22 protein-coding genes are annotated in these 20,042 nt (G+C 75.2%); 12 read left to right on the top strand and 10 right to left on the bottom strand.

Annotated features, from left to right (window positions below):
- Nucleotides 1-7 precede the first annotated feature (7 nt).
- Nucleotides 8-901: an SDR family oxidoreductase gene (locus IEY96_RS09365; protein WP_189194415.1), complete on the top strand. Its 894-nt coding sequence runs from the start codon at nt 8-10 to the stop codon at nt 899-901.
- A gap of 116 nt (nt 902-1,017) precedes the next feature.
- Nucleotides 1,018-1,815 carry an alpha/beta fold hydrolase gene (locus IEY96_RS09360; protein ID WP_189194414.1) on the top strand — a complete coding sequence of 266 codons (798 nt, stop codon included), beginning with the start codon at nt 1,018-1,020 and terminating at the stop codon, nt 1,813-1,815.
- 6 nt (nt 1,816-1,821) lie between these two features.
- Here IEY96_RS09360 and IEY96_RS09355 read toward each other — a convergent pair whose 3' ends face one another.
- Nucleotides 1,822-2,049: a DUF8847 domain-containing protein gene (locus IEY96_RS09355; protein WP_189194413.1), complete on the bottom strand. Its 228-nt coding sequence runs from the start codon at nt 2,047-2,049 to the stop codon at nt 1,822-1,824.
- 144 nt (nt 2,050-2,193) lie between these two features.
- Here IEY96_RS09355 and IEY96_RS09350 point away from each other — a divergent pair, with 144 nt between their 5' ends.
- Both IEY96_RS09350 and IEY96_RS09345 read left to right on the top strand, forming a co-directional pair.
- Nucleotides 2,194-3,141, top strand: a complete 948-nt coding sequence (locus IEY96_RS09350; RefSeq protein ID WP_189194412.1) for a serine/threonine-protein kinase — start codon at nt 2,194-2,196, stop codon at nt 3,139-3,141.
- A gap of 75 nt (nt 3,142-3,216) precedes the next feature.
- Nucleotides 3,217-3,645 (top strand): OsmC family protein, encoded by a 429-nt coding sequence (locus tag IEY96_RS09345; protein ID WP_091309083.1) that lies wholly within the window; start codon nt 3,217-3,219, stop codon nt 3,643-3,645.
- A gap of 4 nt (nt 3,646-3,649) precedes the next feature.
- On the opposite strand, the gene IEY96_RS09340 is transcribed toward IEY96_RS09345, so the two are convergent.
- Nucleotides 3,650-4,600, bottom strand: a complete 951-nt coding sequence (locus IEY96_RS09340) for an endonuclease/exonuclease/phosphatase family protein (protein WP_229791489.1) — start codon at nt 4,598-4,600, stop codon at nt 3,650-3,652.
- A 331-nt stretch (nt 4,601-4,931) separates the two neighbouring features.
- Between IEY96_RS09340 and IEY96_RS09335 the strand changes: the two genes are divergently transcribed.
- Entirely contained in the window at nt 4,932-5,771 is an 840-nt protein-coding gene (locus IEY96_RS09335; RefSeq protein ID WP_189194411.1) for a hypothetical protein, read from the top strand.
- Nucleotides 5,772-5,779: 8 nt separating this feature from the next.
- Here IEY96_RS09335 and IEY96_RS09330 read toward each other — a convergent pair whose 3' ends face one another.
- From IEY96_RS09330 to IEY96_RS09310, 5 genes are all read right to left on the bottom strand, one after another.
- Nucleotides 5,780-6,259: an ATPase gene (locus IEY96_RS09330; RefSeq protein ID WP_189194410.1), complete on the bottom strand. Its 480-nt coding sequence runs from the start codon at nt 6,257-6,259 to the stop codon at nt 5,780-5,782.
- 120 nt (nt 6,260-6,379) lie between these two features.
- Nucleotides 6,380-6,826, bottom strand: a complete 447-nt coding sequence (locus tag IEY96_RS09325) for a response regulator (RefSeq protein WP_189194409.1) — start codon at nt 6,824-6,826, stop codon at nt 6,380-6,382.
- A 74-nt stretch (nt 6,827-6,900) separates the two neighbouring features.
- Nucleotides 6,901-7,248 (bottom strand): STAS domain-containing protein, encoded by a 348-nt coding sequence (locus IEY96_RS09320; protein WP_189194408.1) that lies wholly within the window; start codon nt 7,246-7,248, stop codon nt 6,901-6,903.
- A 78-nt stretch (nt 7,249-7,326) separates the two neighbouring features.
- Entirely contained in the window at nt 7,327-8,376 is a 1,050-nt protein-coding gene (locus tag IEY96_RS09315) for a cobalamin B12-binding domain-containing protein (RefSeq protein ID WP_189194407.1), read from the bottom strand.
- Nucleotides 8,373-10,121: a PP2C family protein-serine/threonine phosphatase gene (locus tag IEY96_RS09310; RefSeq protein WP_189194406.1), complete on the bottom strand. Its 1,749-nt coding sequence runs from the start codon at nt 10,119-10,121 to the stop codon at nt 8,373-8,375. Before IEY96_RS09310 ends, IEY96_RS09315 begins: the two co-directional genes overlap by 4 nt.
- A gap of 208 nt (nt 10,122-10,329) precedes the next feature.
- Here IEY96_RS09310 and IEY96_RS09305 point away from each other — a divergent pair, with 208 nt between their 5' ends.
- Together IEY96_RS09305 and IEY96_RS09300 are read left to right on the top strand one after the other, a co-directional pair.
- The gene (locus IEY96_RS09305) at nt 10,330-10,725 is read left to right on the top strand and encodes an STAS domain-containing protein (RefSeq protein ID WP_189194405.1); all 396 of its coding nucleotides are present in this window, start codon (nt 10,330-10,332) and stop codon (nt 10,723-10,725) included.
- 46 nt (nt 10,726-10,771) lie between these two features.
- Nucleotides 10,772-11,119 carry an STAS domain-containing protein gene (locus IEY96_RS09300; protein WP_189194404.1) on the top strand — a complete coding sequence of 116 codons (348 nt, stop codon included), beginning with the start codon at nt 10,772-10,774 and terminating at the stop codon, nt 11,117-11,119.
- Between the two features lie 65 nt (nt 11,120-11,184).
- Here IEY96_RS09300 and IEY96_RS09295 read toward each other — a convergent pair whose 3' ends face one another.
- Nucleotides 11,185-11,499 carry a hypothetical protein gene (locus tag IEY96_RS09295; RefSeq protein ID WP_189194403.1) on the bottom strand — a complete coding sequence of 105 codons (315 nt, stop codon included), beginning with the start codon at nt 11,497-11,499 and terminating at the stop codon, nt 11,185-11,187.
- Nucleotides 11,500-11,684: 185 nt separating this feature from the next.
- Here IEY96_RS09295 and IEY96_RS09290 point away from each other — a divergent pair, with 185 nt between their 5' ends.
- The 3 genes from IEY96_RS09290 to IEY96_RS09280 all read left to right on the top strand — a co-directional run bounded on the left by IEY96_RS09290 (nt 11,685) and on the right by IEY96_RS09280 (nt 14,697).
- Nucleotides 11,685-12,656 (top strand): DUF2267 domain-containing protein, encoded by a 972-nt coding sequence (locus IEY96_RS09290; RefSeq protein ID WP_189194402.1) that lies wholly within the window; start codon nt 11,685-11,687, stop codon nt 12,654-12,656.
- A gap of 72 nt (nt 12,657-12,728) precedes the next feature.
- Entirely contained in the window at nt 12,729-13,520 is a 792-nt protein-coding gene (locus IEY96_RS09285) for a spermidine synthase (protein WP_189194401.1), read from the top strand.
- 43 nt (nt 13,521-13,563) lie between these two features.
- Nucleotides 13,564-14,697: an AI-2E family transporter gene (locus IEY96_RS09280; RefSeq protein ID WP_189194400.1), complete on the top strand. Its 1,134-nt coding sequence runs from the start codon at nt 13,564-13,566 to the stop codon at nt 14,695-14,697.
- 15 nt (nt 14,698-14,712) lie between these two features.
- Here the strand turns inward: IEY96_RS09280 and IEY96_RS09275 are convergent, their stop codons facing one another.
- Nucleotides 14,713-16,011, bottom strand: a complete 1,299-nt coding sequence (locus tag IEY96_RS09275; RefSeq protein ID WP_189194399.1) for an NAD(P)/FAD-dependent oxidoreductase — start codon at nt 16,009-16,011, stop codon at nt 14,713-14,715.
- Between the two features lie 42 nt (nt 16,012-16,053).
- Nucleotides 16,054-18,204 (bottom strand): amylo-alpha-1,6-glucosidase, encoded by a 2,151-nt coding sequence (locus tag IEY96_RS09270; protein ID WP_189194398.1) that lies wholly within the window; start codon nt 18,202-18,204, stop codon nt 16,054-16,056.
- 115 nt (nt 18,205-18,319) lie between these two features.
- Between IEY96_RS09270 and IEY96_RS09265 the strand changes: the two genes are divergently transcribed.
- Both IEY96_RS09265 and IEY96_RS09260 read left to right on the top strand, forming a co-directional pair.
- Entirely contained in the window at nt 18,320-19,768 is a 1,449-nt protein-coding gene (locus IEY96_RS09265) for a M20/M25/M40 family metallo-hydrolase (protein WP_189194397.1), read from the top strand.
- A 97-nt stretch (nt 19,769-19,865) separates the two neighbouring features.
- Entirely contained in the window at nt 19,866-20,024 is a 159-nt protein-coding gene (locus tag IEY96_RS09260; RefSeq protein WP_189194396.1) for a hypothetical protein, read from the top strand.
- Nucleotides 20,025-20,042 lie beyond the last annotated feature (18 nt).

Genomic DNA, 20,042 nt, shown 5'->3' with positions numbered 1-20,042 from the left:
TGCCGGCATGTCCATCGACGGTCGTCCCACCGGTCGGCTGGCCGGCAAGGTGGTGCTGGTGACCGGGGCGGCCCGGGGGATCGGCGAGCACACCGCCCGGCTCGCCGCGGCCCGGGGCGCGCGGCTGGCCCTGGTCGGCCTGGAGCCCGACCGCCTCGCCGCGCTCGCCGCGGAGCTGGGTCCCGGCCACGTGTGGTTCCCCGCCGACGTCACCGACCAGGCCGAGCTGGCCGCCGCGGTCGACGGCACGGTCACGGCGCTGGGCGGCATCGACGCGGTGGTGGCGAACGCCGGGGTGGCCAACCGGGGCACCATCGCCGTCGGCGACGTCGAGGCGCTGGTCCGCACGGTCGAGGTGAACCTCATCGGGGTGATGCGCACCGCGGCGGCGACCGTGCCGGCGCTCACCGCCCGCCGGGGCTACCTGCTGATCGTCTCGTCCGCCGCCGCGTTCGCCGCGCTGCCGGGGATGGCCGCCTACTGCGCCTCGAAGGCCGGCGTCGAGCACTTCGGCACCGCCATCCGGCTGGAGCTGGCGCACCGCGGGGTGGCCGTGGGCACGGCACACCCGTCCTGGGTGGACACCGACCTGGTCCGCGAGGCGCGGGCCGACCTGCCGGCGTTCGAGGCGGCGCTGGCGAAGCTGCCGTGGCCGATGCGGCGGACCACCACGGTGCAGGAGTGCGCCGCGGCGTTCGTCCGGGCGATCGAGCGCCGCCAGCGGCGGGTCTACGTGCCACGAGCCGTCGGAGCCGTGCAGGCGGTCCGGTCGGTGCTGGTCAGCCCGCTCGCCGACCGGCTGATCGGCCGGACCGCGAGGGACACCGTCCCGCTGATCGAGGAGCAGTCCCGGGCGCTGGGTCGGGGCTTCGGAGCGAGCACGCCGGAGGTGCCACGGTGAGCGCGAGGAGTGAGCCGGTCCTGCGAGCCCCGCAGTCGCGAACGGAAGGTGGCACGGTGAGCGCGAGGAGTGAGCCGGTCCTGCGAGCCCCGCAGTCGCGAACGGAAGGTGGCACGGTGAGCGCCGCGGTGGAGGTGGTCTTCGAGCGGCGCGGGGCCGGCGCGCCGCTGGTGCTGCTGCACGGCATCGGGCACCACTGGGCCGCCTGGTCGCCGGTGCTGGACCGGCTCGCCGAGGCGCACGACGTGATCGCCGTCGACCTGCCCGGGTTCGGCCGCTCGCCGGTGCCCGCCGCCGGCCTGCCCGCCGACATGCCCGGCCTGGTGGCCGGGATCGCGGAGCTGTTCACCGCGCTCGGGCTGGACCGCCCGCACGTGGCGGGCAACAGCCTCGGCGGGGCCATCGCGCTGGAGTTGGCCGCCGCCGGCGCGGTCTCCTCCGCCACCGCCCTCTCCCCCGCCGGCTTCTGCACGCCGCGCGAGCTGCGCTGGGCGCTCACCGTGCTCACCCTGCACCGCAACGCGGCGCGGCTGCCCGAGCCGGTGCTGCGGTCGCTGTTCGCGTCCCCGGCGCTGCGCACCCTCGCGCTGGGCATGATCCTGGCCCGGCCGAACCGGATGGCGCTGGCCGACGCGCTGGCCGACGCGCGGGCGCTGCGCGAGGCGCGGGCCTTCCGCGCGGTGGCCCGGGCCGGCCGGGGCTACGCGTTCGCCGGCGCGCCGACCGTGCCCGTGACGGTCGCCTGGGGCACCCGGGACCGGATCCTGCCCTACCGGCAGGCCGCGCTGGCCCGGACCCGGCTGCCGGCGGCCCGGCACCTGGAGCTGGCCGGCTGCGGCCATGTGCCGATGCACGACGACCCGGAGCTGGTCGCGTCGGTCATCCTCGGCACGACCGGCGCGCGGGCGGCCTGACCGGGTTCACTCGGTGGCGCCGAACGGGTCGGTGCGCACGTACCGCATCATCCAGGCGCCCTCGCCGTCGTGGTGGCGGTCGCGCTCGTAGAGGTGGTCCGCCTCGCCGCCGGGCGGCCGGTCGGGGTGGCGCAGGATCCACCGCCGCGGCGGCGACCCGTCCGGGTCGGCGGGCAGATCCCGGACCAGGTCGTCGGCGGGTCCCCCGACGAACCGCACGCGCACCAGAGCCACCGGCCACCCTCCGTCCCGCCGTGGACACGAGTCCCCTGCTCGCGAAGCTACCCCGGCCGGGGGTGGGAACTCCGGCGGTTTGCCCTGCTCGGGGCCCGGGTAGCGAGACGTGGTGAAGCACCGGACGAGCGCGAGGAGTGGTCGATGAGGACGCTGGGCGGGCGGTACGAGCTCGAACGGCGCGTCGGCATCGGCGGGATGTCCGAGGTCTGGCGGGCGCACGACCTCGTGCTAGACCGGACCGTCGCGGTCAAGCTGATCTCGCCGGGGCTGGACGGCGAGGCCACCTCGGTGGAGCGGATCCGGGCCGAGGCCCGCTCGGCGGCCCGGCTGGTGCACCCGAACGTGGCCAGCGTGCACGACTTCGGCACGGCCGCCCTGCCGGACGGGCGCGCGGTGCCGTACATCGTGATGGAACTGGCCGAGGGGGAGACGCTCGCCGCCCACCTGCGCGGCGGCCCACTGGACTGGCGGATCGCGGTGCGGGTCTGCGCCGAGGTGAGCGCCGCGCTGGCGGCCGCGCACGCGCACGGCATCGTGCACCGGGACGTGAAGCCGGCGAACGTGATCCTCACCCCGGCCGGGGTGAAGGTGCTCGACTTCGGGATCGCCACCCCGACGGGCGCACCCGACCACACACCGGACGGGATCGTGGTCGGCACCCCGGCGTACCTGGCGCCGGAGCAGCTCGACCGGCAGCCGGCCACCCCCGCCGCCGACATGTACGCCCTGGGCGTGCTCCTCTACTACTGCCTGACCGGTCGCCTCCCGTACGCGGCCGACACCACCACCCAGCTGCTCGGTTCGGGCCGGCGCCGGCCGCCGGAGCCGCTGCCCGAGATCGACGGGTTGCCGGCCGAGGCGGCCGACCTGTGCGGGCGCTGCCTCGCCACCGACCCGACCGCCCGGCCGAGCAGCCTGATGGCCGCGCTGCTGCTCGCCGAGGTGGTGGACGCCCGCGTCTACGTGCCGATGGTCGCGGCGGCCCCCCGCCAGCGGCGCGTGCCGGTGTCGCCGTGGACCGACCGGGCGGCGGCCGAGGCGACCGAGGCGGTCGCCGTCGACGCGTACCCGACCGGCCGGGCCGGCTGACGCGCTGCCTGCTCAGGCGCGGTTTCGCCGGCCGGGGGCCGGGTAGCCGGGCGGGTGAGTGACGGGAGGAACGCGATGCCGGATCCGAGTTCCTGGCTGGCCGAGACGGCCACGGCGACCGCCGCGGGCGGTCACGTACGCACCGAAGACGGCGGTCTCTCCTCCGCCCTGGCGTCCCCGTTGGCGCCGCACTGCACCGGTCTGACGCCCGAGCAGCTCCTGGCGGCCGCGTTCGCCTCCTGCCTGCACCACGCGGCGGTGGAGGCGGCCGGTGAGATCACCGACGAGGCGCACACCGTCGAGGTGACGGCGGCGGCGAAGCTGGGTCGCGACGACGACGGCCGCTACCGGGCCGACGTGCACGCCGAGATCTCCTCGGCGGGCCTCACCCGCGAGCAGCTGGCCGACCTGGTGGCGCACGCGGACCGGCTCTGGCCGTTCTCCAGCGGCGACAACAGCCGGCACCGGCTGACCGTGACGCCGGCGGAGAACGGCCGGCACTGACCGCTCACCAGCGGAAGCCGGCGGTCACCGCCCGGTGGTCGCTGTCGGGGGTGTGCACCACCCCGGCAGCGGTGGGGGTGAGCCCCCGGAAGAGGACGTGGTCCGGGCGGGTCACCGGGAGGTCGGCCGGCCAGGTGAAGCCGAAGCCCTGTCCGGCGTCGGCCTGGGCGTCGCGCAGCAGGTGGGTGAGCGGCGCGAAGACCCGGTCGGTGGTGGCGGTGTTCAGATCACCGAGCACCACGAGCCGCGGCGCGTCGTCGGCGCGGACGGTGGCGGCGAGGGCGGCGACGGTCTCGTCGCGGGTGGCGGTGTGCCCGGCCCGGGCCGAGCCGAGGTGGACCACGTACACGGCCAGGTCGCCCTGCGGGGCGGCGACCACGGCCCGCAGGGCCCGTTCCCAGCCGAGGCCGGTGTCCACGCCGTGCGCCTCGCGGATCGGCCAGCGGCTCCACAGCGCGACGGTGGAGACCGCGGCCCGGTGCGGGTAGCGCCCGGCCAGCGCGGCGGCGACCCGGTCGCCGTCGTCGACCTCCTGCAGCCCGATGAGGTCCGGGTCGGCGTCGGTGAGGGCGTCGACCGTGGCGGCCGGGTCGGGGTTGCCGGAGCGCAGGTTCTGGCTGGCCACCCGGAGCGAGGTGGCGCCGGCGCCGGAGGCCGGCGGCAGCCAGGCCCCGCCGTAGAGCGCCGCCCAGACGATCGCCGGCAGCAGGACCACGAGCAGGGCCAGCCGGGACCGGCGCAGCAGCGCCGCGAGCGCGAGCAGGGGTACGCCGAGCCCGAGCAGTGGGGTGGCGCTGTCCACGAGGCTGCCCAGGCCGTGCACGTTGGGCACCGCGCGGTGGCCGACGAGCAGCACGGCGAGCAGGACGGCGCAGAGGCTGACGACCAGGCCCCGCCGGCCCCGGCGGCCGGCGGGTTCTCCGGCGGCCCGCTCATCGACCATCTGCTCCGTCACCGTCCGCATCGTATCGAGCCGGCGGCCCTCGGGTGGCGGCGATCCGGGTATGCCCCGGCCCCGGCCGCGTGGCCTCTCCGGCCCACGCGGGTCCCCCCAGGTGACGGGCCTGCCCCTCCCCCGAACGGAGGAGGCCGGCCGGAACCGCCGCAAAGATGATCATGCGCCTGATCTGTTCCGGTGTTTCCGACATGACCGGAAAAAGCGAAAGGCGAGAGAGATCGAATTCATGTTCTACCGAGCGTAATGCGCGGGCGGATCATGGCAAATTGTGGCGCATGCCACCAACCACCCCGATGGCAAGCGCCGGGAAGCTTTCTAGCCTCGGCGGGTGCATCCCGACGAGCCCGCTGAGCAGCAGAAGACCGAGACCGCCCCCGTTCGCCGTACGATCGACCCGGCATCAGCCGAACGGAGGATCGGGCGGCACCGGGCCCCGGAACCGGCACGGCGCGGGCCGCTCCGCTCCACCCCCGCCCGGGTCGCCGTCGCCACCGGCGTGACCTGCTGCCTCGGCCTGATCGGGGTCGTCGGCGCGCGGGAGACCGGGCAGGCGCACGAGCCGATCCGCGACGCCCTCGCCGACCGGGCGGCCGCCGCCGGCGAGCAGCGGGCCTCCCGGGACTTCGAGCGCACCGCCCCGCCGGTCGCCGTGCCGGTCACCCCGGTCCCGGTCGCCACGCCCAGCCCGACGCCCACCCGGAAGGCGCCGAAGAAGCCGGTCCGGCCCAAGCACCCCCGGCCCGTCGCCGGGCTGGACCAGCGGCAGATGGACAACGCCAAGGCGATCGTCGACGTCGGCCTGGCCATGAAGATGCCCCGCCGGGCGCTGGTGGTGGCCGTCGCCACGGCCATGCAGGAGAGCGACCTCTACAACCTGGCCAGCGACGTGCTCCCCGAGTCGTTCGACTACCCGCACCAGGGCAGCGGCTCCGACCACGACTCGATCGGGCTGTTCCAGCAGCGGCCCAGCAGCGGCTGGGGCACCGTCGCCGAGATCATGCGGCCGGCGTACGCGGCCCGCGCGTTCTTCACGGCGCTGAAGGAGGTGCCCGGCTGGACGGAGCTGAGCCTCACGGCGGCGGCCCAGGCGGTGCAGGTCTCCGCCTTCCCCGACGCGTACGCGCAGCACGAGCAGCGGGCCACTACCGTGGTGGCGGCGCTGGTCTGAGCGGGCGCTCAGGCCGCGCTGCGCTCGGCGGCGCCACCGGTCGGCAGGCCCGCGGCGGCGGTCGGGGTGTCCGGGGACACCACGTCGCCGCGGAGGATCTCGTCGACACGGGCCTCGCGACGGCGGCGGGCCAGCAGCGCCGCCTCGAAGTCCCGGCGCGCCCGCACCGCCTCGGCGTACGCCTGCTCGCGTACCTGCCGGGCCTCCTCGCGGGCCGCCTCCAGCTCGCTGCGGGCCTGGGCCAGCAGCATGGCGGCCTCCCGCTCCGCGGCCGTCCCGGCGGCCGCCTCGCCGTCCACGACGGCGGTGCGGCGGCGCAGGAAGTCGCAGAGGTGGGTCGCGTCCTCCCGGATCTGGTCCCACTCCCGGCCGGCGCCGGCGGCGCTCTCCGCGCGGGCGGCGAGCCGGACCAACCGGATTCCCAGCTCGTCCAGGCAGGAGTCCACCTGCCGCTGGTCGTAACCGGTCTCAACCACGGAGAACCTCATGCGTGTCGCCCCCCAGGCAGCTGGTGTCACTTCCCCACCTGACGATCCTGGGCGGCGGGCGGCCACGCCCGTGGCGGTTCCCGCAAAATGTTCAGCATCCGGATGCCCGGACGAAGGTGGTCAGGGGTGCTTGGGGAGCACGACAACCCGACCGAAGAACTCGTCGATGCGGCGCACCACGTCGTTGAAGTCGTCCAGGTCGATCGGCTTCGTCACGTACGCGTTGGCCTGGAGCGTGTAGCTGCCGAGGATGTCGGTGTCGGCGTTGGAGGTGGTCAGCACGACGATCGGGATGGTACGCAGGTTCTCGTCCCGCTTGACCTCGCCGAGCACCTGACGCCCGTCCATGCGCGGCATGTTCAGGTCGAGCAGGATGACGTCGGGCCGCTGGGCATCGGTGTGCCGGCCCTCGCGGCGGAGGAACTCCATCGCCTCCTGGCCGTCGTTCACCACGTCGATGATCTTCTCGACGTCCGAGTCCTCGAGCGCCTCCTCGATCATCAGGACGTCACCCGGGTCGTCGTCCACCACCAGGATGCGAACGGGGCTCGGGGTGCCATGACCCATGGGAAAACCTGCTTCGTCTCGGAGGTGGAGGGGCCGACGGCGAGGTCGACCGCCCGGCGGGGAAATCTATCCGATCAGGAGGCGGCCGGCGTGGCCGGGTCGGCCGTGCCCCCCTCGTAGCGCAGCACCTCGGCCAGCCCGGTCATCTGGAGCACCCGGGCCACCCGCCCGGTCGCCCCGGTGATCCGCAACCAGCCGCCCGCGGCCGCGGCGAGGTTGTCACCGCGCACGAACGCGGCGATGCCGGTGGAGTCGCAGAAGGTCAGCTCGGCGAGGTCCAGCAGCAGCTCACGGTGCCCCTCGGCGGCCAGCCGGTCGATGGCGGCGGTGAGCTCCGGCGCGGTGCTCAGGTCGAGCTCACCCGCGAGCCGGAGGCGCGCCGGGCTGCCGTCCAGCCCGGTGCGTGTGACGGTGAACGTCACCCTGGCCCCCCTCGCTCCCACCGCAGGCCGACCCTTGCAGTGCAGCAAGTATAAGCAGAGTTCCCCGCACCCCGGCGGTCACCGTCGCGGGGCGTCCGACAGCCCGCTGACCAGGGCGCGGGCCCGGTCGAGGAACCGGCCGGCGCGGGGGAAGTCGCGCAGCCGCTGTCCATAGTGGTCGAGGGTCAGCCCGACCGCGCTCGCCGGGACCCGGCGGCTGACCAGGATCGCCACCAGCCACTCGACGAACTCGCCGAAGAGGGTCTCGTCGTCGACGTAGAGGGCGGCGGCGAGGAAGTCGACGATGTAGCCGAGGTCGCTGACGGTCGAGTCGAGCTGCGCCGGGGTGTAGTCGCGGACCCCCGGCACCCGCTCCCGCAGGTCGGCCAGGGCGCTGTCGATCAGCTCGCCGCGACGCTTCGTCAGGCTCGCGTACTCGTCGTCGGCGAGGTGGTCGAGCCGGGCCGGCGGCATCGCGCGCAGCGCCCGCTCGTCGGCGAGCAGGTCGGCCGCGGTCGGCGCGTCCGGCGCCCAGGCGACGCCGAGCACCCGGGCCCAGCGGCCGTCGTCGCCGAAGCCGCGCCCGCCCACCACCACCGGCACGTCCGAGCGGCGGCACGCCTCGATCATCCGGTGCGCGTGCGGCAGCCGCATGGGCAGCGCGCAGGCCAGGGCCACCGCGTGCGCGTCGTAGCGGTGCAGGTAGGAGACCAGGTGCGCGGCGGGCACGCTGGCCCCGAGGAAGGTCACCTGCCAGCCGCGCAGCCGCAGCACCTCGGCCACCAGCCGGGCCGGCAGCGCGTGCCACTCACCGTCCATGCAGGCCACCACGATGCGGCCCCGGGTCGGGCGGGGATCGGCGTACGCGGCGACGGCCGCCACCACCCGCTCGCTGATGTGGGTGGCGGCGTGCTCCTGGGCCACGCTCCACTCGTCGCGCGCCCACCGCTCCCCCACCTCGGCCTGCGCGGGGGCGACCAGGTCCAGCAGCACCCGCTCGGCCGGCACGCCGGACTCCAGCAGCCCGACGGCCACCTCGACCGCGCCGTGCTCGTCGGCCTCCGCGAGGAACTCCAGGTAGCCGGGGAAGGCGCGGGCCGGGTCGGCCTCGGTGGTCGTCGCGGTCACGGAGTGGTCTCCCTGGGTCGGTCGGCGCCGGTCGGGCCGTGCACCGCGTGCAGGTGGCGGCCGGGGCGGCCCGGGCCGGTGGCCCGCAACGCGAGCACGGCGATGTCGTCGTGGTCGCCGTGGCCGAGCCAGTCGCAGGTCACCTGCTCGATCCGCTCGGCCAGCGCCGGCGCCGGCATCCGGTGGCAGCCGGTCACCGCGTGGAGCAGCCGCTCGGCGCCGAACTGCTCGTCGCCGCGCAGGCCGCCCCGCGCCTCGGTCACCCCGTCGCTGTAGAGCAGGCAGGTCTCGCCCGGCGCCAGGTGCACGGTCACCTCGCCGATCCGGGGATCCGGCACCACCCCGATCAGCATCCCGCTCAGCGGCACCACCTCGACCTCGCTGGAGGCCCGCAGCACCAGCGGCGGGAGGTGGCCGCCGCCGGCCATGGTCAGGGTGAGGCTGCCGTCGCGGTGCGGACGGACCACGCCCAGCACCATGGTGGCGAACCGGCCCTGCCCGTGCGCCTGGGTGGTCTCCAGCAGCGCGTCGTTGAGCAGCTTCAGCAGCCGCCCCGGCTGCGACTCGACGCGGTGCAGCGCGTGCAGGCACTGGCGCAGTTGGCCGGTGAACACCGCCGCCTCGACGCCCTTGCCGGAGACGTCGCCGAGGAAGAAGACCGAGCCGCCGTCGACGAGCCGGTGGGAGCCGTAGAAGTCACCGCCGATCCGCAACCCGGCCTGCGCCGGCCGGTACGCGGTGCCCCACTGCACACCGGCGGCCGCCGCCGGCTCGACGGGCAGCAGGCTGGCCTGGAGGGTGTCGGCGACCTCGGCCTGGTCGCGGTAGAGCACGGCGGTGGTCAGCGCGGCGCCGGCGCGGGCCGCGAAGGCGCGGACCAGGTCGAGGTCGGCCTCGTCGTACCAGCGGCCGTCCCGACGGGCCACGAGCAGCACCCCGGCCGGCGTCTCCCGGCCGGGCAGCGGCACCACCCGCGCGGTGGCTCCGGCGGCGTCGACCCCGGGCAGCCAGCCGGCCTCGACAGCCTGTTCGACCACCCAGTCCAGGGCGTGCGGCTCGGTGCCGCCGAGGCCCTCCTCGATCGCCGACGGCAGCGCCGCGGCGGCGAGCATGCCGCTGTCCAGGGCGGGCGCCTCGTCGTCCGCCCGCACCGCCCGCCACCAGCGCGCCCGGCCGGAGCGCGGGGCCAGCACCAGCACGGCGACGTCGGCCACGGTCGGCACGGCCAGCCGGACCACCGCGGCGGCGGCGCGGTCGGGGTGCAGGGGGTTGCCGAGCTTCTCGCCGACCACGGCGAGGAACGCCGAGCGGGCCCGCTCGGCGAGCAGCGCGTCGGCCCGGCTGACGCTCTCGGTGACGTCCTCGACGTACCAGCAGCGGCGGGCGGCGGAGAGCGGGACCTGCCGCAGCCGCAGGCGCCGCCCGTGATGGGTGAACTCGCCCGGGTCGGTGGCGAGCAGCGCGGGCACGCCGGCCGCGGCGAGCACCTCGCCGGCCACCACCTCGGGGACCAGCCGCTCGGCGACCGGGCTGAGGTGTCGCACCACGCCGTCGGCGTCGCACACGATCAGACCCTCACGGAAGTGCTCCACCACCTCCGACCAGTCGGGGGTGGGCAGGCCGCGGTCCGGGGCCAGGGGCGGCAGGGCCGGGGCGGCGTCGGGCCACGGACGGGCCCTTCCCGTTCCCGGCGTGGAGACCCGTCCGTCGCCCGGGTCAGCACCCCTGACGTCGGCGGAAGTCACCAGCTGAGCCCCACTCCTTGTCGATACCCGCGGCGCGCCTGAGACGGCGCGTATGGTCAGATCTCTCCGCCCCACCCTACGCCGGTGTGCCGGGACCGCCACCCCACGGCCTGCGCCGCGGCCTGCGGACGCGCCGTCCGGCGGGGCCGTGCCGGCGTTGTTACGATCCCTGACGACCGCCCCCGACCGGCAGCCACGGAAAGGCGTGATGGTGGCACCCCGACGGACTACGCCCGAGGCGACGCCGCTGCACATCTCCGTGGACCGGTCCGACCCCGCGGCCCCCGTCGTCAAGGTCGGCGGCGACCTGGCCTTCACCACGGCCGCCCCGCTGCGCGCCGAGGTCGACCGGCTGCTCGCCGAGCACCCCGGGACACTCGTGCTGGACTTCCACGACCTGCTCTTCATCGACAGCACCGGCCTGTCGGTGATCGTGCACGCCTGGCGGGAGGGTCAGCAGGGGGGCACCGCGATCCAGCTCCGGGAGCCGCCCCGCTTCCTGACCACCATCCTCGACCTGACCGGGGTCACCGGCCTGCTGTCCCGGCCGCGGCCGGAGGGCCGGTCCGAGCGGCCCGTGACCGACTCGTCCGCCTTGGCGTGAGCACCCCGGGGGTTTCCCGATCATCCCGACCTGGGAACATGGCGACATGCCCTCCCAGCTGTTGACCATCGAGGTGGACCGGCTCGCCGCCGGACGTGCCCGGCTTCGGCTGACCGGCGAGCTGGACTTCGACACCGCGCCGGAACTCGTCGCCGCCGCCGCCGAGCTGCGCCGCGACGGCTACCAGGAGCTGCTGCTCGACTTCGCCGGGGTGACGCTGTGCGACTCCTCGGGCCTCAGCGCCCTGGTGGTCATCCACCGGTCGGGCGCCGGCACGGTGCTGCTGGACTCCGTGAACCCGCCGGTACGGCAGCTGCTGGACCGCACCGGGCTGGCCGAGCTGCTGGCCGTCCCGCCGTCCACGGCGACCGGGGACACCCGCCAGGTCGGCTGACCACCGCCGGAACGGGGGGTGGCCCCCGACCCTGGGACCAGGGGCCGGGGGCCGGGGAGGGTGGCTCAGGCGGCAGGGGCGGCCTGCAGGCGCGGGCCGGATTCGCGCAGCTCGCCCACCGTGGGCGAGGCCGCGTCCTCGGGCGCGCCGGAATCGGGCGTCTGGAACAGGTAACGGACGAACTCCCCACCCACCTCGTTGTCGTCCGCTCCGGGCCACTGCCCCACACAGTCGACACCGACGACCTCGCGCCCGCTGCCGTCGCTCTCCTCCAGCAGCGCCCACAGGGTCACCGGGTAGCAGCGGGTGCCTTCCGGCTCCACCTGCCACCGCGCGTACCAGCCGGGCCGGGCGGGGACGATCTCCACGATCCGTTTCATGACGACCTGCCCTTCCGCGTGCGTCGGAAGTTCTTCCGGTCCACCCCGATGGTGCGGCCCCGCCGGGTGACCGGTCCTCACCCGCAGCGAGTGAAGCTGGCCGGTCTGGCCGCGCCCGTTTCCTTCCCAGCGGCGCCGGGAAGGCGACCGGCGCAAGCGCAACCGACCAGGAACGAGGTGCGACGATGCGCAAGCAGATGGAGGGCGACAACCAGCGCCGCCGGGCCCTGGCCCGGGACGCCCGGGGACGCGGTGTGCAGCCCAGCCAGACCGGCGCCAGCCTGAGCGCGTCCAAGCAGATCACCTCGCTGGACCGGCGCGAACGGTCCGGCCCGCCGCCGGCCGGCCGGCGCAAGCCGGACACCACGCGCGGCGGTCCCGCGCCGCCGCCGGCGGCCGTGGCGGAGCGCCCGCGCCCGCTGCCCGACGATCGGCCGGTCCGGGTGACCACGCTGGGCTACCGGGATCTCGTCGACGACGTGAGCCGGCGGGCCGGGGTGGACTTCTCCACCGCCAAGGTGGCGGCCGAGGCGACCGTGCTCGCGCTGGCCTGGGCGCTCGACGAGGCCGAGCGGGAGCGGCTGCTCGAGGCGGTGCCGGTGAAGCTGCACGACGTGGTGCCGGTGGACGGCATCGAGCGGCGGCGGGACCTGCCCGGCTTCCTGGCCGAGGTGGGCCGGCGCAGCCGCCTCACCCCGGAGCAGGCGCGCTACCAGGCCGAGGCGACCCTCGCGGCGCTGGCCGACGCGGACGGCGAACTGGTCGAGTCGCTGCGCGTACCGGACGGGTTGCGGGACCTGCTCGCGCCGTCGGAGCCCGGCGGCGGCCTGGTGGGTCCGACGTCCGCCACCGCCCCGCTGGACGAGCAGGAACTGCGCGCCGCGCTCGGCCGGTTGCCGTACTGGTCCAGCGACCGGCAGTCGCTGGTGCGCACCATCGAGCTGCCGGCCGGCAACCTGGACCGGGTGCTCGACCGGCTCGACCAGCTCCGGGGCGAGACCGGGCGCGGCCCGCAGATCGGCCGGCCCGACCCGGACAGCGCCGTGCTCACCGTGCGCACCCAGCAGGTCGACGGGGTGACGGCGCTGGACGTGGACCTGGCCCGGCGGGTCGACGACGCAATCGACGAGGCCGGCGCCGGGATGGCCACCGGCTGATCGGCAGGCGGTCCACGGGCCGGCGGGCACCCCGCCCGCCGGCCCGCCGTGGCCCGGGTACCGTTGCCCGCCGTGGAGAGCGACGCCGAGGCCCTGGAGATCGTGGTCGACCCGGCCCGGCCCACCGGCCGGACGCTGCTCGCCGCCGGGGTGGAACAGTCCTACGTCGACGTCACGGACCCGCGCCACCTGCACTTCGAGTACGTCCGGCGGATGGCCGCCGTGGTCGACCTGGCCGCCCCGCCGGGCCGGCCGCTGACCGCCCTGCACCTCGGCGGCGGGGCGCTCACCCTGCCGCGCTGGCTGGCGGCCACCCGCCCCGGCTCCCCGCAGCGGGTGATCGAGCGCGACCCCGCGGTCGTCGAGCTGGTGCGCCGCGACCTGCCGCCGGTGCCGCCCGAGGTGGTCGTGGAGATCGGCGACGCCCGGGACGCGGTCACCGCCGCGCCGGCCGGGGCGTACGACCTGGTGCTGGCCGACGTCTACCGGGCGGCCCGGATGCCCCGCCACGTGGCCAGCGTGGAGTTCGCCGCCGAGGTGGCCCGGGTGCTGCGCCCGGACGGCGTCTTCCTGGTCAACGTCACCGACCTCCCGCCGCTGGTACACACCCGGACCCAGGTGGCCACGCTCCGGGCGGTCTTCGCCGACGTCTGCCTGGTCGCCGACCGGCGGATGCTGCGCGGCCGGCGGTACGGCAACCTGGTGCTCGCCGCCGCGACCCGCCCCGACCGCCTGCCGGTGCGCCGGCTCGTCGCCCGCGCCGCCGGCGACCCGCTGCCCGGCGGGGTGCTGCACGGGGCGACGCTGGACGCGTTCGTCGCCGGCACCCGGCCGGCCACCGACGCCACCCTCGCGCAGGGCTGACCCGGCGGGGTTTCCGGGGGCCGGCGGTGGGTAGCCGCGCCGGATGAGCAACGCCGACGACCGGTCCACCGCCCGCCGGGCGCTGATCGTGATCGGTCTGGTGCTCGTCACGCTTGTCGGGTTGGCGCTGGTCTGGGCGACCCGGCGGGTGCTGGTCTGGGGCCTGGTCGCGGCGTTCTTCGCGGTCGCCCTGAAGCCCCTGGTCGACCGGGTGGAACGGCGGCTGGTGCGGCACCGCGCGCTGGCCACCCTGCTGGTCTTCCTGGCCACCTTCGTGCTGCTGGCCGCGCTGGGGGCGATGATCGTGCTGCCGCTGGTCGACGAGCTGGGCCGGTTCGCCGACCGGGCCCCGGAGCTGATCCGCGAGGCCCGGGCCGGGCGGGGACCGGTCGGCGAGGCGCTCAACCGCTTCCACCTGCGCCGGTACGCCGACACCCACGCCGACCAGCTCCAGCGCTACGGTGCCCGGATCGGCCAGCCGGCGGTCGGGGTGCTGCGGGGCGTGCTCCAGACCGTCGCCGCGGTGGTGACCGTGGTGGTGCTGGCCTACCTTATGGTCCTCGAGGCGCCGAAGATCATCGCCGGCACGCTCAAGCTCGTCGGCGACGGGCCGGCGGAACGGCTGCGGCGAATCGGCCGGGACTCCTCCCGGATCATCACCGGCTACCTCAGCGGCAACCTGGTGATCAGCGTGATCTGCGGCGGGCTGACCTTCGGCGTGCTCTTCCTGGTCGGCGTGCCGTTCGCCGCGGTGATCGCCCTGGTGGTCGCGCTGGCCGACCTCATCCCGCTGGTGGGGGCCACCCTCGGGGCGATCGTCGCGGCCGGGGCAGCGTTCCTGCACTCCCCGACCGCCGGCGTCGTGGTGCTGGTCTTCTTCGTGGTCTACCAGCAGGTCGAGAACCACCTGCTGCAACCGGTCATCATGGCGCGCGCGGTCCGGTTGAACCCGTTGACCGTACTGGTCAGCGTGCTGCTCGCCGCCGAGCTGGCCGGCCTGGTCGGCGCCCTGCTGGCCATCCCGGTGGCGGGGATCGCCCAGGTCCTGCTGCGCGAGTTCGCCCCCGCCGGACGGCAGACCCTGCCCGTTCCGGCCGCCGGCCCGGAGCCGCCGGTACGGCGTCCGGCCGGCGGTCGGGGTCCCGCGGAGGGGAACCCGCCGCCGGCCGGCGGATGAGACCTGCGGACCCGGTCAGCGCCGACGCACCACCTCGGGCGACTCGCTCTCCAGCGGCACCGCGTTCGCCGGGACCAGGCCGAGCTGCACGGCCGGGCGGGGCAGGGTGGCGTCGAGCAGCCAGTCCGCGCCGACCCGGGCGCGGTTGCTGGGCATGGCATAGAGGTGGTAGCCGCGGGTGACCGCCTTGGCCGGCAGGCCGGCGAGCGGCACGTGCAGCGGGTTGGCGGCCGCGTCCTTGCCGCCCAGGTCGACCACCCAGCCCAGGTCGCGGTGCTTGTACGACTTCCGGGTGCCCTGTCCGTAGGAGGCGGCGATGTTGTGCGCCGCGAGCTTGCCCTGCCGCTGCGCGTGCTGGGCCGTCATGGCGCAGACCTGGCCGGGGCGGGTGGGATCGGGCACGGCCGCCGCGTCGCCGCAGGCGAACACCTCCGGATAGCCGGGGACGTTGAGGTACTCGTCGACCACCAGGCGCCCCTTCTCGGTGCGCAGCCCCAGCTCGGCCACGAACGGGTCGGGGCGCACCCCGACGCACCAGATCAGGCTGCACGTCGGCACGTACTCGCCGTCGGTGAGCATCACCCCGTCCGGGGTGGCCTCGGAGACCGAGGTGCCCATCCGCACGTCGACGCCGCGCCGGCGCAGCACCCGGTCGGCCGTGACGGACAGGCGCTGGTCCAGCTCGGGCAGCACGCGCGGGGCGACGTCCAGCAGCATCCAGCGGGGACGCACCTTGAGGTGGGGCCGCTGGGCCATCAGCCGGTCGGTGAAGAGCTGGCCGTGCGCGGCGACCTCGGTCCCGGTGTAGCCGGCGCCGACCACCACGAACGTGGTCCGGGACCGCTGCTCGGCCGGGTCCTCGGCCAGCTCGGCCAGCTCGATCTGGCGGACCACGTGGTCGTGCAGGTAGAGCGCCTCGGGCAGGCCGCGGAAGCCGTGCGCGTACTCGGTCACCCCGGGGATCGGCAGCAGCTTGTTGACGCTGCCGACGGAGAGCACCAGCCGGTCGTACGCGAGCTGGCCGTGGTCCCCCTCGGCCGAGCGGTAGCCGACCCAGCGGTTCTGGAGGTCGACCCGGTCCGCCTCGCCGATGACCACGCGGACGCCGTCGAGGGTGCCGGCGAGCGGCACGGAGATCCGGGTGGGCTCGACCACCCCGGCGGCGACCTCGGGCAGCAGGGGCAGGTAGAGGAAGTAGTCGGTCGTGTTCAGCAGGACGATCTCGGCCCGCTTGCCGGCCAGCCGGCTCAACGTCTTCGCCGCGTGGTATCCGGCGAACCCGGCCCCCACGATCACCACACGAGGTTTCGTCATGCCTGCTGCCGTTCCCGTCGAGGACCCCGACAAACGTGGCCGTCAGTCGGGGGCGAGCCGGACGTACCCGGTCCGACCGACCGCCTCGATGTCCCAGCGGCGGCCGAAGGCGCGCACCCGCTCGCCGGCGATCCGGCCCAGTTCCGGCGGGATGTCCGGATCGAGCTCCAGCCGGCCGTCCACCGGGTTGAGGTCGAGCATGGCCCGGACCAGGGCCAGCGGGGCGCCGGCCGCCCACGCCTGCGGGCTGCACGCGGTCGGGTACGGCACGGCGAACATGGTCCGGTCCCTGGTGTACCCGCTGAGCGCCTCCGGCAGCCGGTAGCCGAACTGCTCGGCCGCGTCGAGCAGTGCCATGCTGATCCGGTTGGCCTCGGCCCGGTAGCCGTACCGGACCAGCCCGAGCACCGCGATCGAGTTGTCGTGCGGCCAGACCGTGCCCAGGTGGTAGCCGAGGGCGTTGTAGGTGCGCTCCTCCCGGGACAGGGTGCGGATCCCCCATCCGGAGAACATCTCCTCGTGCATCAGTTGGCGCACCACCGCCTCGGCGCGCTCCGGTGGCACGATGCCGCTCCACAGCAGGTGCCCCATGTTGGAGGTCTTCGAGTCGATAGGGGTCTTGTCGCCGTCCAGGCCGACCGCGTAGAAGCCGCCCCGCTCGTCGAGCCAGAAGTCCCGGTTGAACCGCTCGTACAGCTGGGCGGCGTCGGCCCGCAGCCGGGCGGCCAGCGCCGGGTCCGCGAGCGGGCCCTCGGCCAGCTCGGCCAGGCGCAGCTTCGCGTCGTAGGTGTAACCCTGGATCTCACAGGTGGCGATCGGCAGCACCGGGATCCGGCCGTCGGCGAAGCAGACGCCGTCCGGCGAGTCCCGCCAGCACTGGTTGCCCAGCCCCTCCGGCGAGCGGGTGGCGTACTCGACGTAGCCGTCGCCGTCGCGGTCGCCGTACGCGTCGATCCAGGTCAGCGCGGCGAGCGCGTGCTCCCGCAGCCGGCGGACCATCTCGTCGTCGCGGGTCCACCGCCAGTACTCGGAGAGCAGGATCAGCCAGAGCTGGGTGGCGTCCGCCGTGCCGTAGTACGGCGTGTACGGCTTGGCGCCGGTGCGGGTCAGCTCGCCGCTGCGCACCTCGTGCAGGATCCGGCCGGGTTCCTCGTCGGTGAAGTCGTCGTACCGGGTGCCCTGGAGCCGGGCGAGCGCCAGCAGCGCGCCATGGGCGAGGCCCGGCCCGGCCACCAGGGTCTGGTACGCGGTGATGAGGGTGTCCCGGCCGAAGACGGTGAGGAACCAGGGCAGACCCGCCCCGGGCAGCATGACCCGCTGGCCCTTGACCTCCAGGTCCAGCCGGAGCGCGGCCAGGTCGTAGCGGGACCGTCGGGTGACCCGTTCCAGCACCGGGTTGTCGCTGGTCAGCATCGCGCGGGTTTCCGTCCACCGGCGCAGCGGGTCGTCGGCCCGCCGGTGCAGCACATCGGCGATGTCGCCACGTACCGGCTCCACCACCCCCAGGCCGGGCGACAGCGGCACCTCCAGGTCCACCTTCCAGACCTCCCGCGGGTCCAGCTCCACCTGCCAGACCAGATCGTCGCCCTCGATCCGGTCCGGGGGCAGGCTGGAGCGCAGCTCGGTGGTGGCCGTGAAGCCGTCCCGGTCGTACCGGAAGAAGAGCGCGGCGCCCTCGGCGCCGTGCCGGCGGACGATGTCGCCGGAGCGGTCCCGCGCCCCGGACTTGACCTCGAACAGGTCGGCGAAGTCGGCGGCGACGGCCAGCCGCACCTCGTACCGCACCGGTTCCGTGCAGAACGACGTCAGCTCGATGCGCTCGTGGAACCCCTCGCCGACGTAGCGCAGCCGGCGCGCGGTGACGCTGTCCGGCGGCAGACCGGGCAGCTCGGGATTGGTGAGCATGAACTGCGCGGAGTAGTGGTCGATGGTCGCTGAGCGCAGCACCAGGAACCGACAGCCGTCGATGGTCAGCACCCAGCCGCTGATCATCCGGGTGTCCAGGTGGACCAGCCCGCCGATGCTGCCGGGCGGCACGTCCCCGGCCGGGTCGGAGTACATGAAGGTGGGACCGCTGAGCACCGCGAGCGACTCGGGGCCCAGCTCGGGCGGGACGGCCCGCTGGTCGCCGGGCCCGGCGGCGGCGGCGAGGCCGGGCATCGGATCGGCCGGAGTCGGACGCACGGCAGCCATGCCGCCACGGTAGGGACGAGGAGGGCGAGGCCGGCATCGCCCGCACCGGGTGAAACCGGCACCATCCACGGCCGCCGATATGGACAAATCCATAGACGAGGGTAAGGATGCCCTGATGGGAACCCACGAGACCGCCGGGGGCCGACCCACGAGGTCCACCCGACGCACCTTCCTCACCGCCTCCGCCGCGGCCACCGCCGCCACCGTCGCCGCCCCGCTGGCCGCCACGCCGGCCGCCGCCACCGACACCGTCACGCCACCCGGCCCCGGCCACCCGGTCCGGCCGCAGCCGCCGGACCGCGAGCTGACCGCGCTGCTGCGCGAGATCGACCGGGACCGGATCGAGGCCACCGTCCGCCGGCTCGCCGCGTTCGGCACCCGGCACACCCTCTCGGACCAGAACGATCCGGTACGCGGCATCGGCGCCGCCCGGGACTGGATCCACAGCCAGCTCGCCGGGTACGCCGCCGCCTCCGGCGGCGGGATGACCGTCGAGCTCCAGTCGTACGTCCAGCAGCCGGCCTCCCGGATCCCGACCGCCACCACCATCACGAACGTGGTGGCCACCCTGCGCGGCGACACCACCCCGGACCGGGTCTACGTGATCACCGGCCACTACGACTCCCGGGCCACCGACGTGATGGACGCCGTCAGCGACGCCCCGGGCGCCGACGACGACGCCTCCGGTGTGGCGGTGGTCCTGGAACTGGCCCGGGTGCTGGCCACCCGGCGCAGCGAGGCGACCATCGTCCTGGCCGCCGTGGCCGGCGAGGAACAGGGGCTGTACGGCTCCGCGTACCTGGCCGGCCGGCTCAAGGCGGCCGGTGTGGACGTCCAGGGCATGTTCAGCAACGACATCGTCGGGAGCAGCACCGCCGACGACGGCACCCGCGACCCGCGGGTGGTCCGGCTCTTCGCCGAGGGCGTGCCGACGGCCGAGACCCCGGCCGAGGCGAGCGTGCGGCAGTCCGTCGGCGGGGAGAACGACTCGCCGTCGCGGCAGCTCGCCCGGTTCGTGTCCGACGTCGCCGAGAATGGCGCGACCGGGATGCGGGTCCGGGTGATCTACCGGCGGGACCGCTACCTGCGCGGCAGCGACCACATCTCGTTCCTGCGCGAGGGCTGGCCGGCCGGGCGGTTCACCGAGCCGAACGAGGACTTCGCCCACCAGCACCAGGACGTCCGGGTGGTCGACGGCGTCCAGTACGGCGACCTGCCGGAGTTCTGCGACTTCGACTACATCACCCGGGTGGCCCGGGTGAACGGCGCGACCCTGTGGTCCCTCGCGCAGGCGCCGGGCACCCCGAAGGGGGTCACCGTCGTCACCACGAACCTGACCAACGACACCACCCTGCGCTGGCAGCGCGGCGCCGAACCCGACCTCGCCGGCTACGAGGTGGTGTGGCGGGAGACCACCGCCCCCGAGTGGCAGAAGGTGCTGCCGGTGGGCGACGTCACCGAGGTGACCATCGACCTGTCCAAGGACAACGTGTTCTTCGGCGTCCGGGCGGTGGACCGGGCGGGGCACCGCAGCCCGGTGGCCTTCCCGAAGCCGGGCAGCTGACCGCCCGCTCACCCGGATCGGGTCAGGCGCCCTCACCCGCCCGCGCGGGACGGTGGTGACCAGCGCGAGAGTCGATCCCGACCGAGGGGAGCCCGCCATGAGCATGCTGCCGTCCGACCGACGTGTCTCCCACTACCGCCAGCAGAGTGGCCGCCCGCAGCTCACGCCTCGCCAGCGCCGGCGCGTCGAGCACAAGGAGGCCAAGCTCCAGCGCCTCACCGGGCAGCGGCCCCAGGATCGCGGTCCGGGGCGCTGAGCCGACGACGCCGGTGGG

This window comes from Micromonospora fulviviridis (assembly GCF_014648395.1).
GTDB lineage: Bacteria > Actinomycetota > Actinomycetes > Mycobacteriales > Micromonosporaceae > Micromonospora > Micromonospora fulviviridis.
Note: the sequence above shows the minus strand (reverse complement) of the source record. Positions and strands in the feature narration are given on the sequence as shown.

Coding starts and splice junctions, on each gene's coding strand:
- IEY96_RS09365 (WP_189194415.1), top strand. CDS start 8: ATGTCCATCGACGGTCGTCCCACCGGTCGGCTGGCCGGCAAGGTGGTG.
- IEY96_RS09350 (WP_189194412.1), top strand. CDS start 2,194: ATGAGGACGCTGGGCGGGCGGTACGAGCTCGAACGGCGCGTCGGCATC.
- IEY96_RS09345 (WP_091309083.1), top strand. CDS start 3,217: ATGCCGGATCCGAGTTCCTGGCTGGCCGAGACGGCCACGGCGACCGCC.
- IEY96_RS09330 (WP_189194410.1), bottom strand. CDS start 6,259: ATGAGGTTCTCCGTGGTTGAGACCGGTTACGACCAGCGGCAGGTGGAC.
- IEY96_RS09325 (WP_189194409.1), bottom strand. CDS start 6,826: ATGGGTCATGGCACCCCGAGCCCCGTTCGCATCCTGGTGGTGGACGAC.
- IEY96_RS09305 (WP_189194405.1), top strand. CDS start 10,330: ATGGTGGCACCCCGACGGACTACGCCCGAGGCGACGCCGCTGCACATC.
- IEY96_RS09300 (WP_189194404.1), top strand. CDS start 10,772: ATGCCCTCCCAGCTGTTGACCATCGAGGTGGACCGGCTCGCCGCCGGA.
- IEY96_RS09295 (WP_189194403.1), bottom strand. CDS start 11,499: ATGAAACGGATCGTGGAGATCGTCCCCGCCCGGCCCGGCTGGTACGCG.
- IEY96_RS09290 (WP_189194402.1), top strand. CDS start 11,685: ATGCGCAAGCAGATGGAGGGCGACAACCAGCGCCGCCGGGCCCTGGCC.
- IEY96_RS09280 (WP_189194400.1), top strand. CDS start 13,564: ATGAGCAACGCCGACGACCGGTCCACCGCCCGCCGGGCGCTGATCGTG.
- IEY96_RS09275 (WP_189194399.1), bottom strand. CDS start 16,011: ATGACGAAACCTCGTGTGGTGATCGTGGGGGCCGGGTTCGCCGGATAC.
- IEY96_RS09270 (WP_189194398.1), bottom strand. CDS start 18,204: ATGGCTGCCGTGCGTCCGACTCCGGCCGATCCGATGCCCGGCCTCGCC.
- IEY96_RS09265 (WP_189194397.1), top strand. CDS start 18,320: ATGGGAACCCACGAGACCGCCGGGGGCCGACCCACGAGGTCCACCCGA.
- IEY96_RS09260 (WP_189194396.1), top strand. CDS start 19,866: ATGAGCATGCTGCCGTCCGACCGACGTGTCTCCCACTACCGCCAGCAG.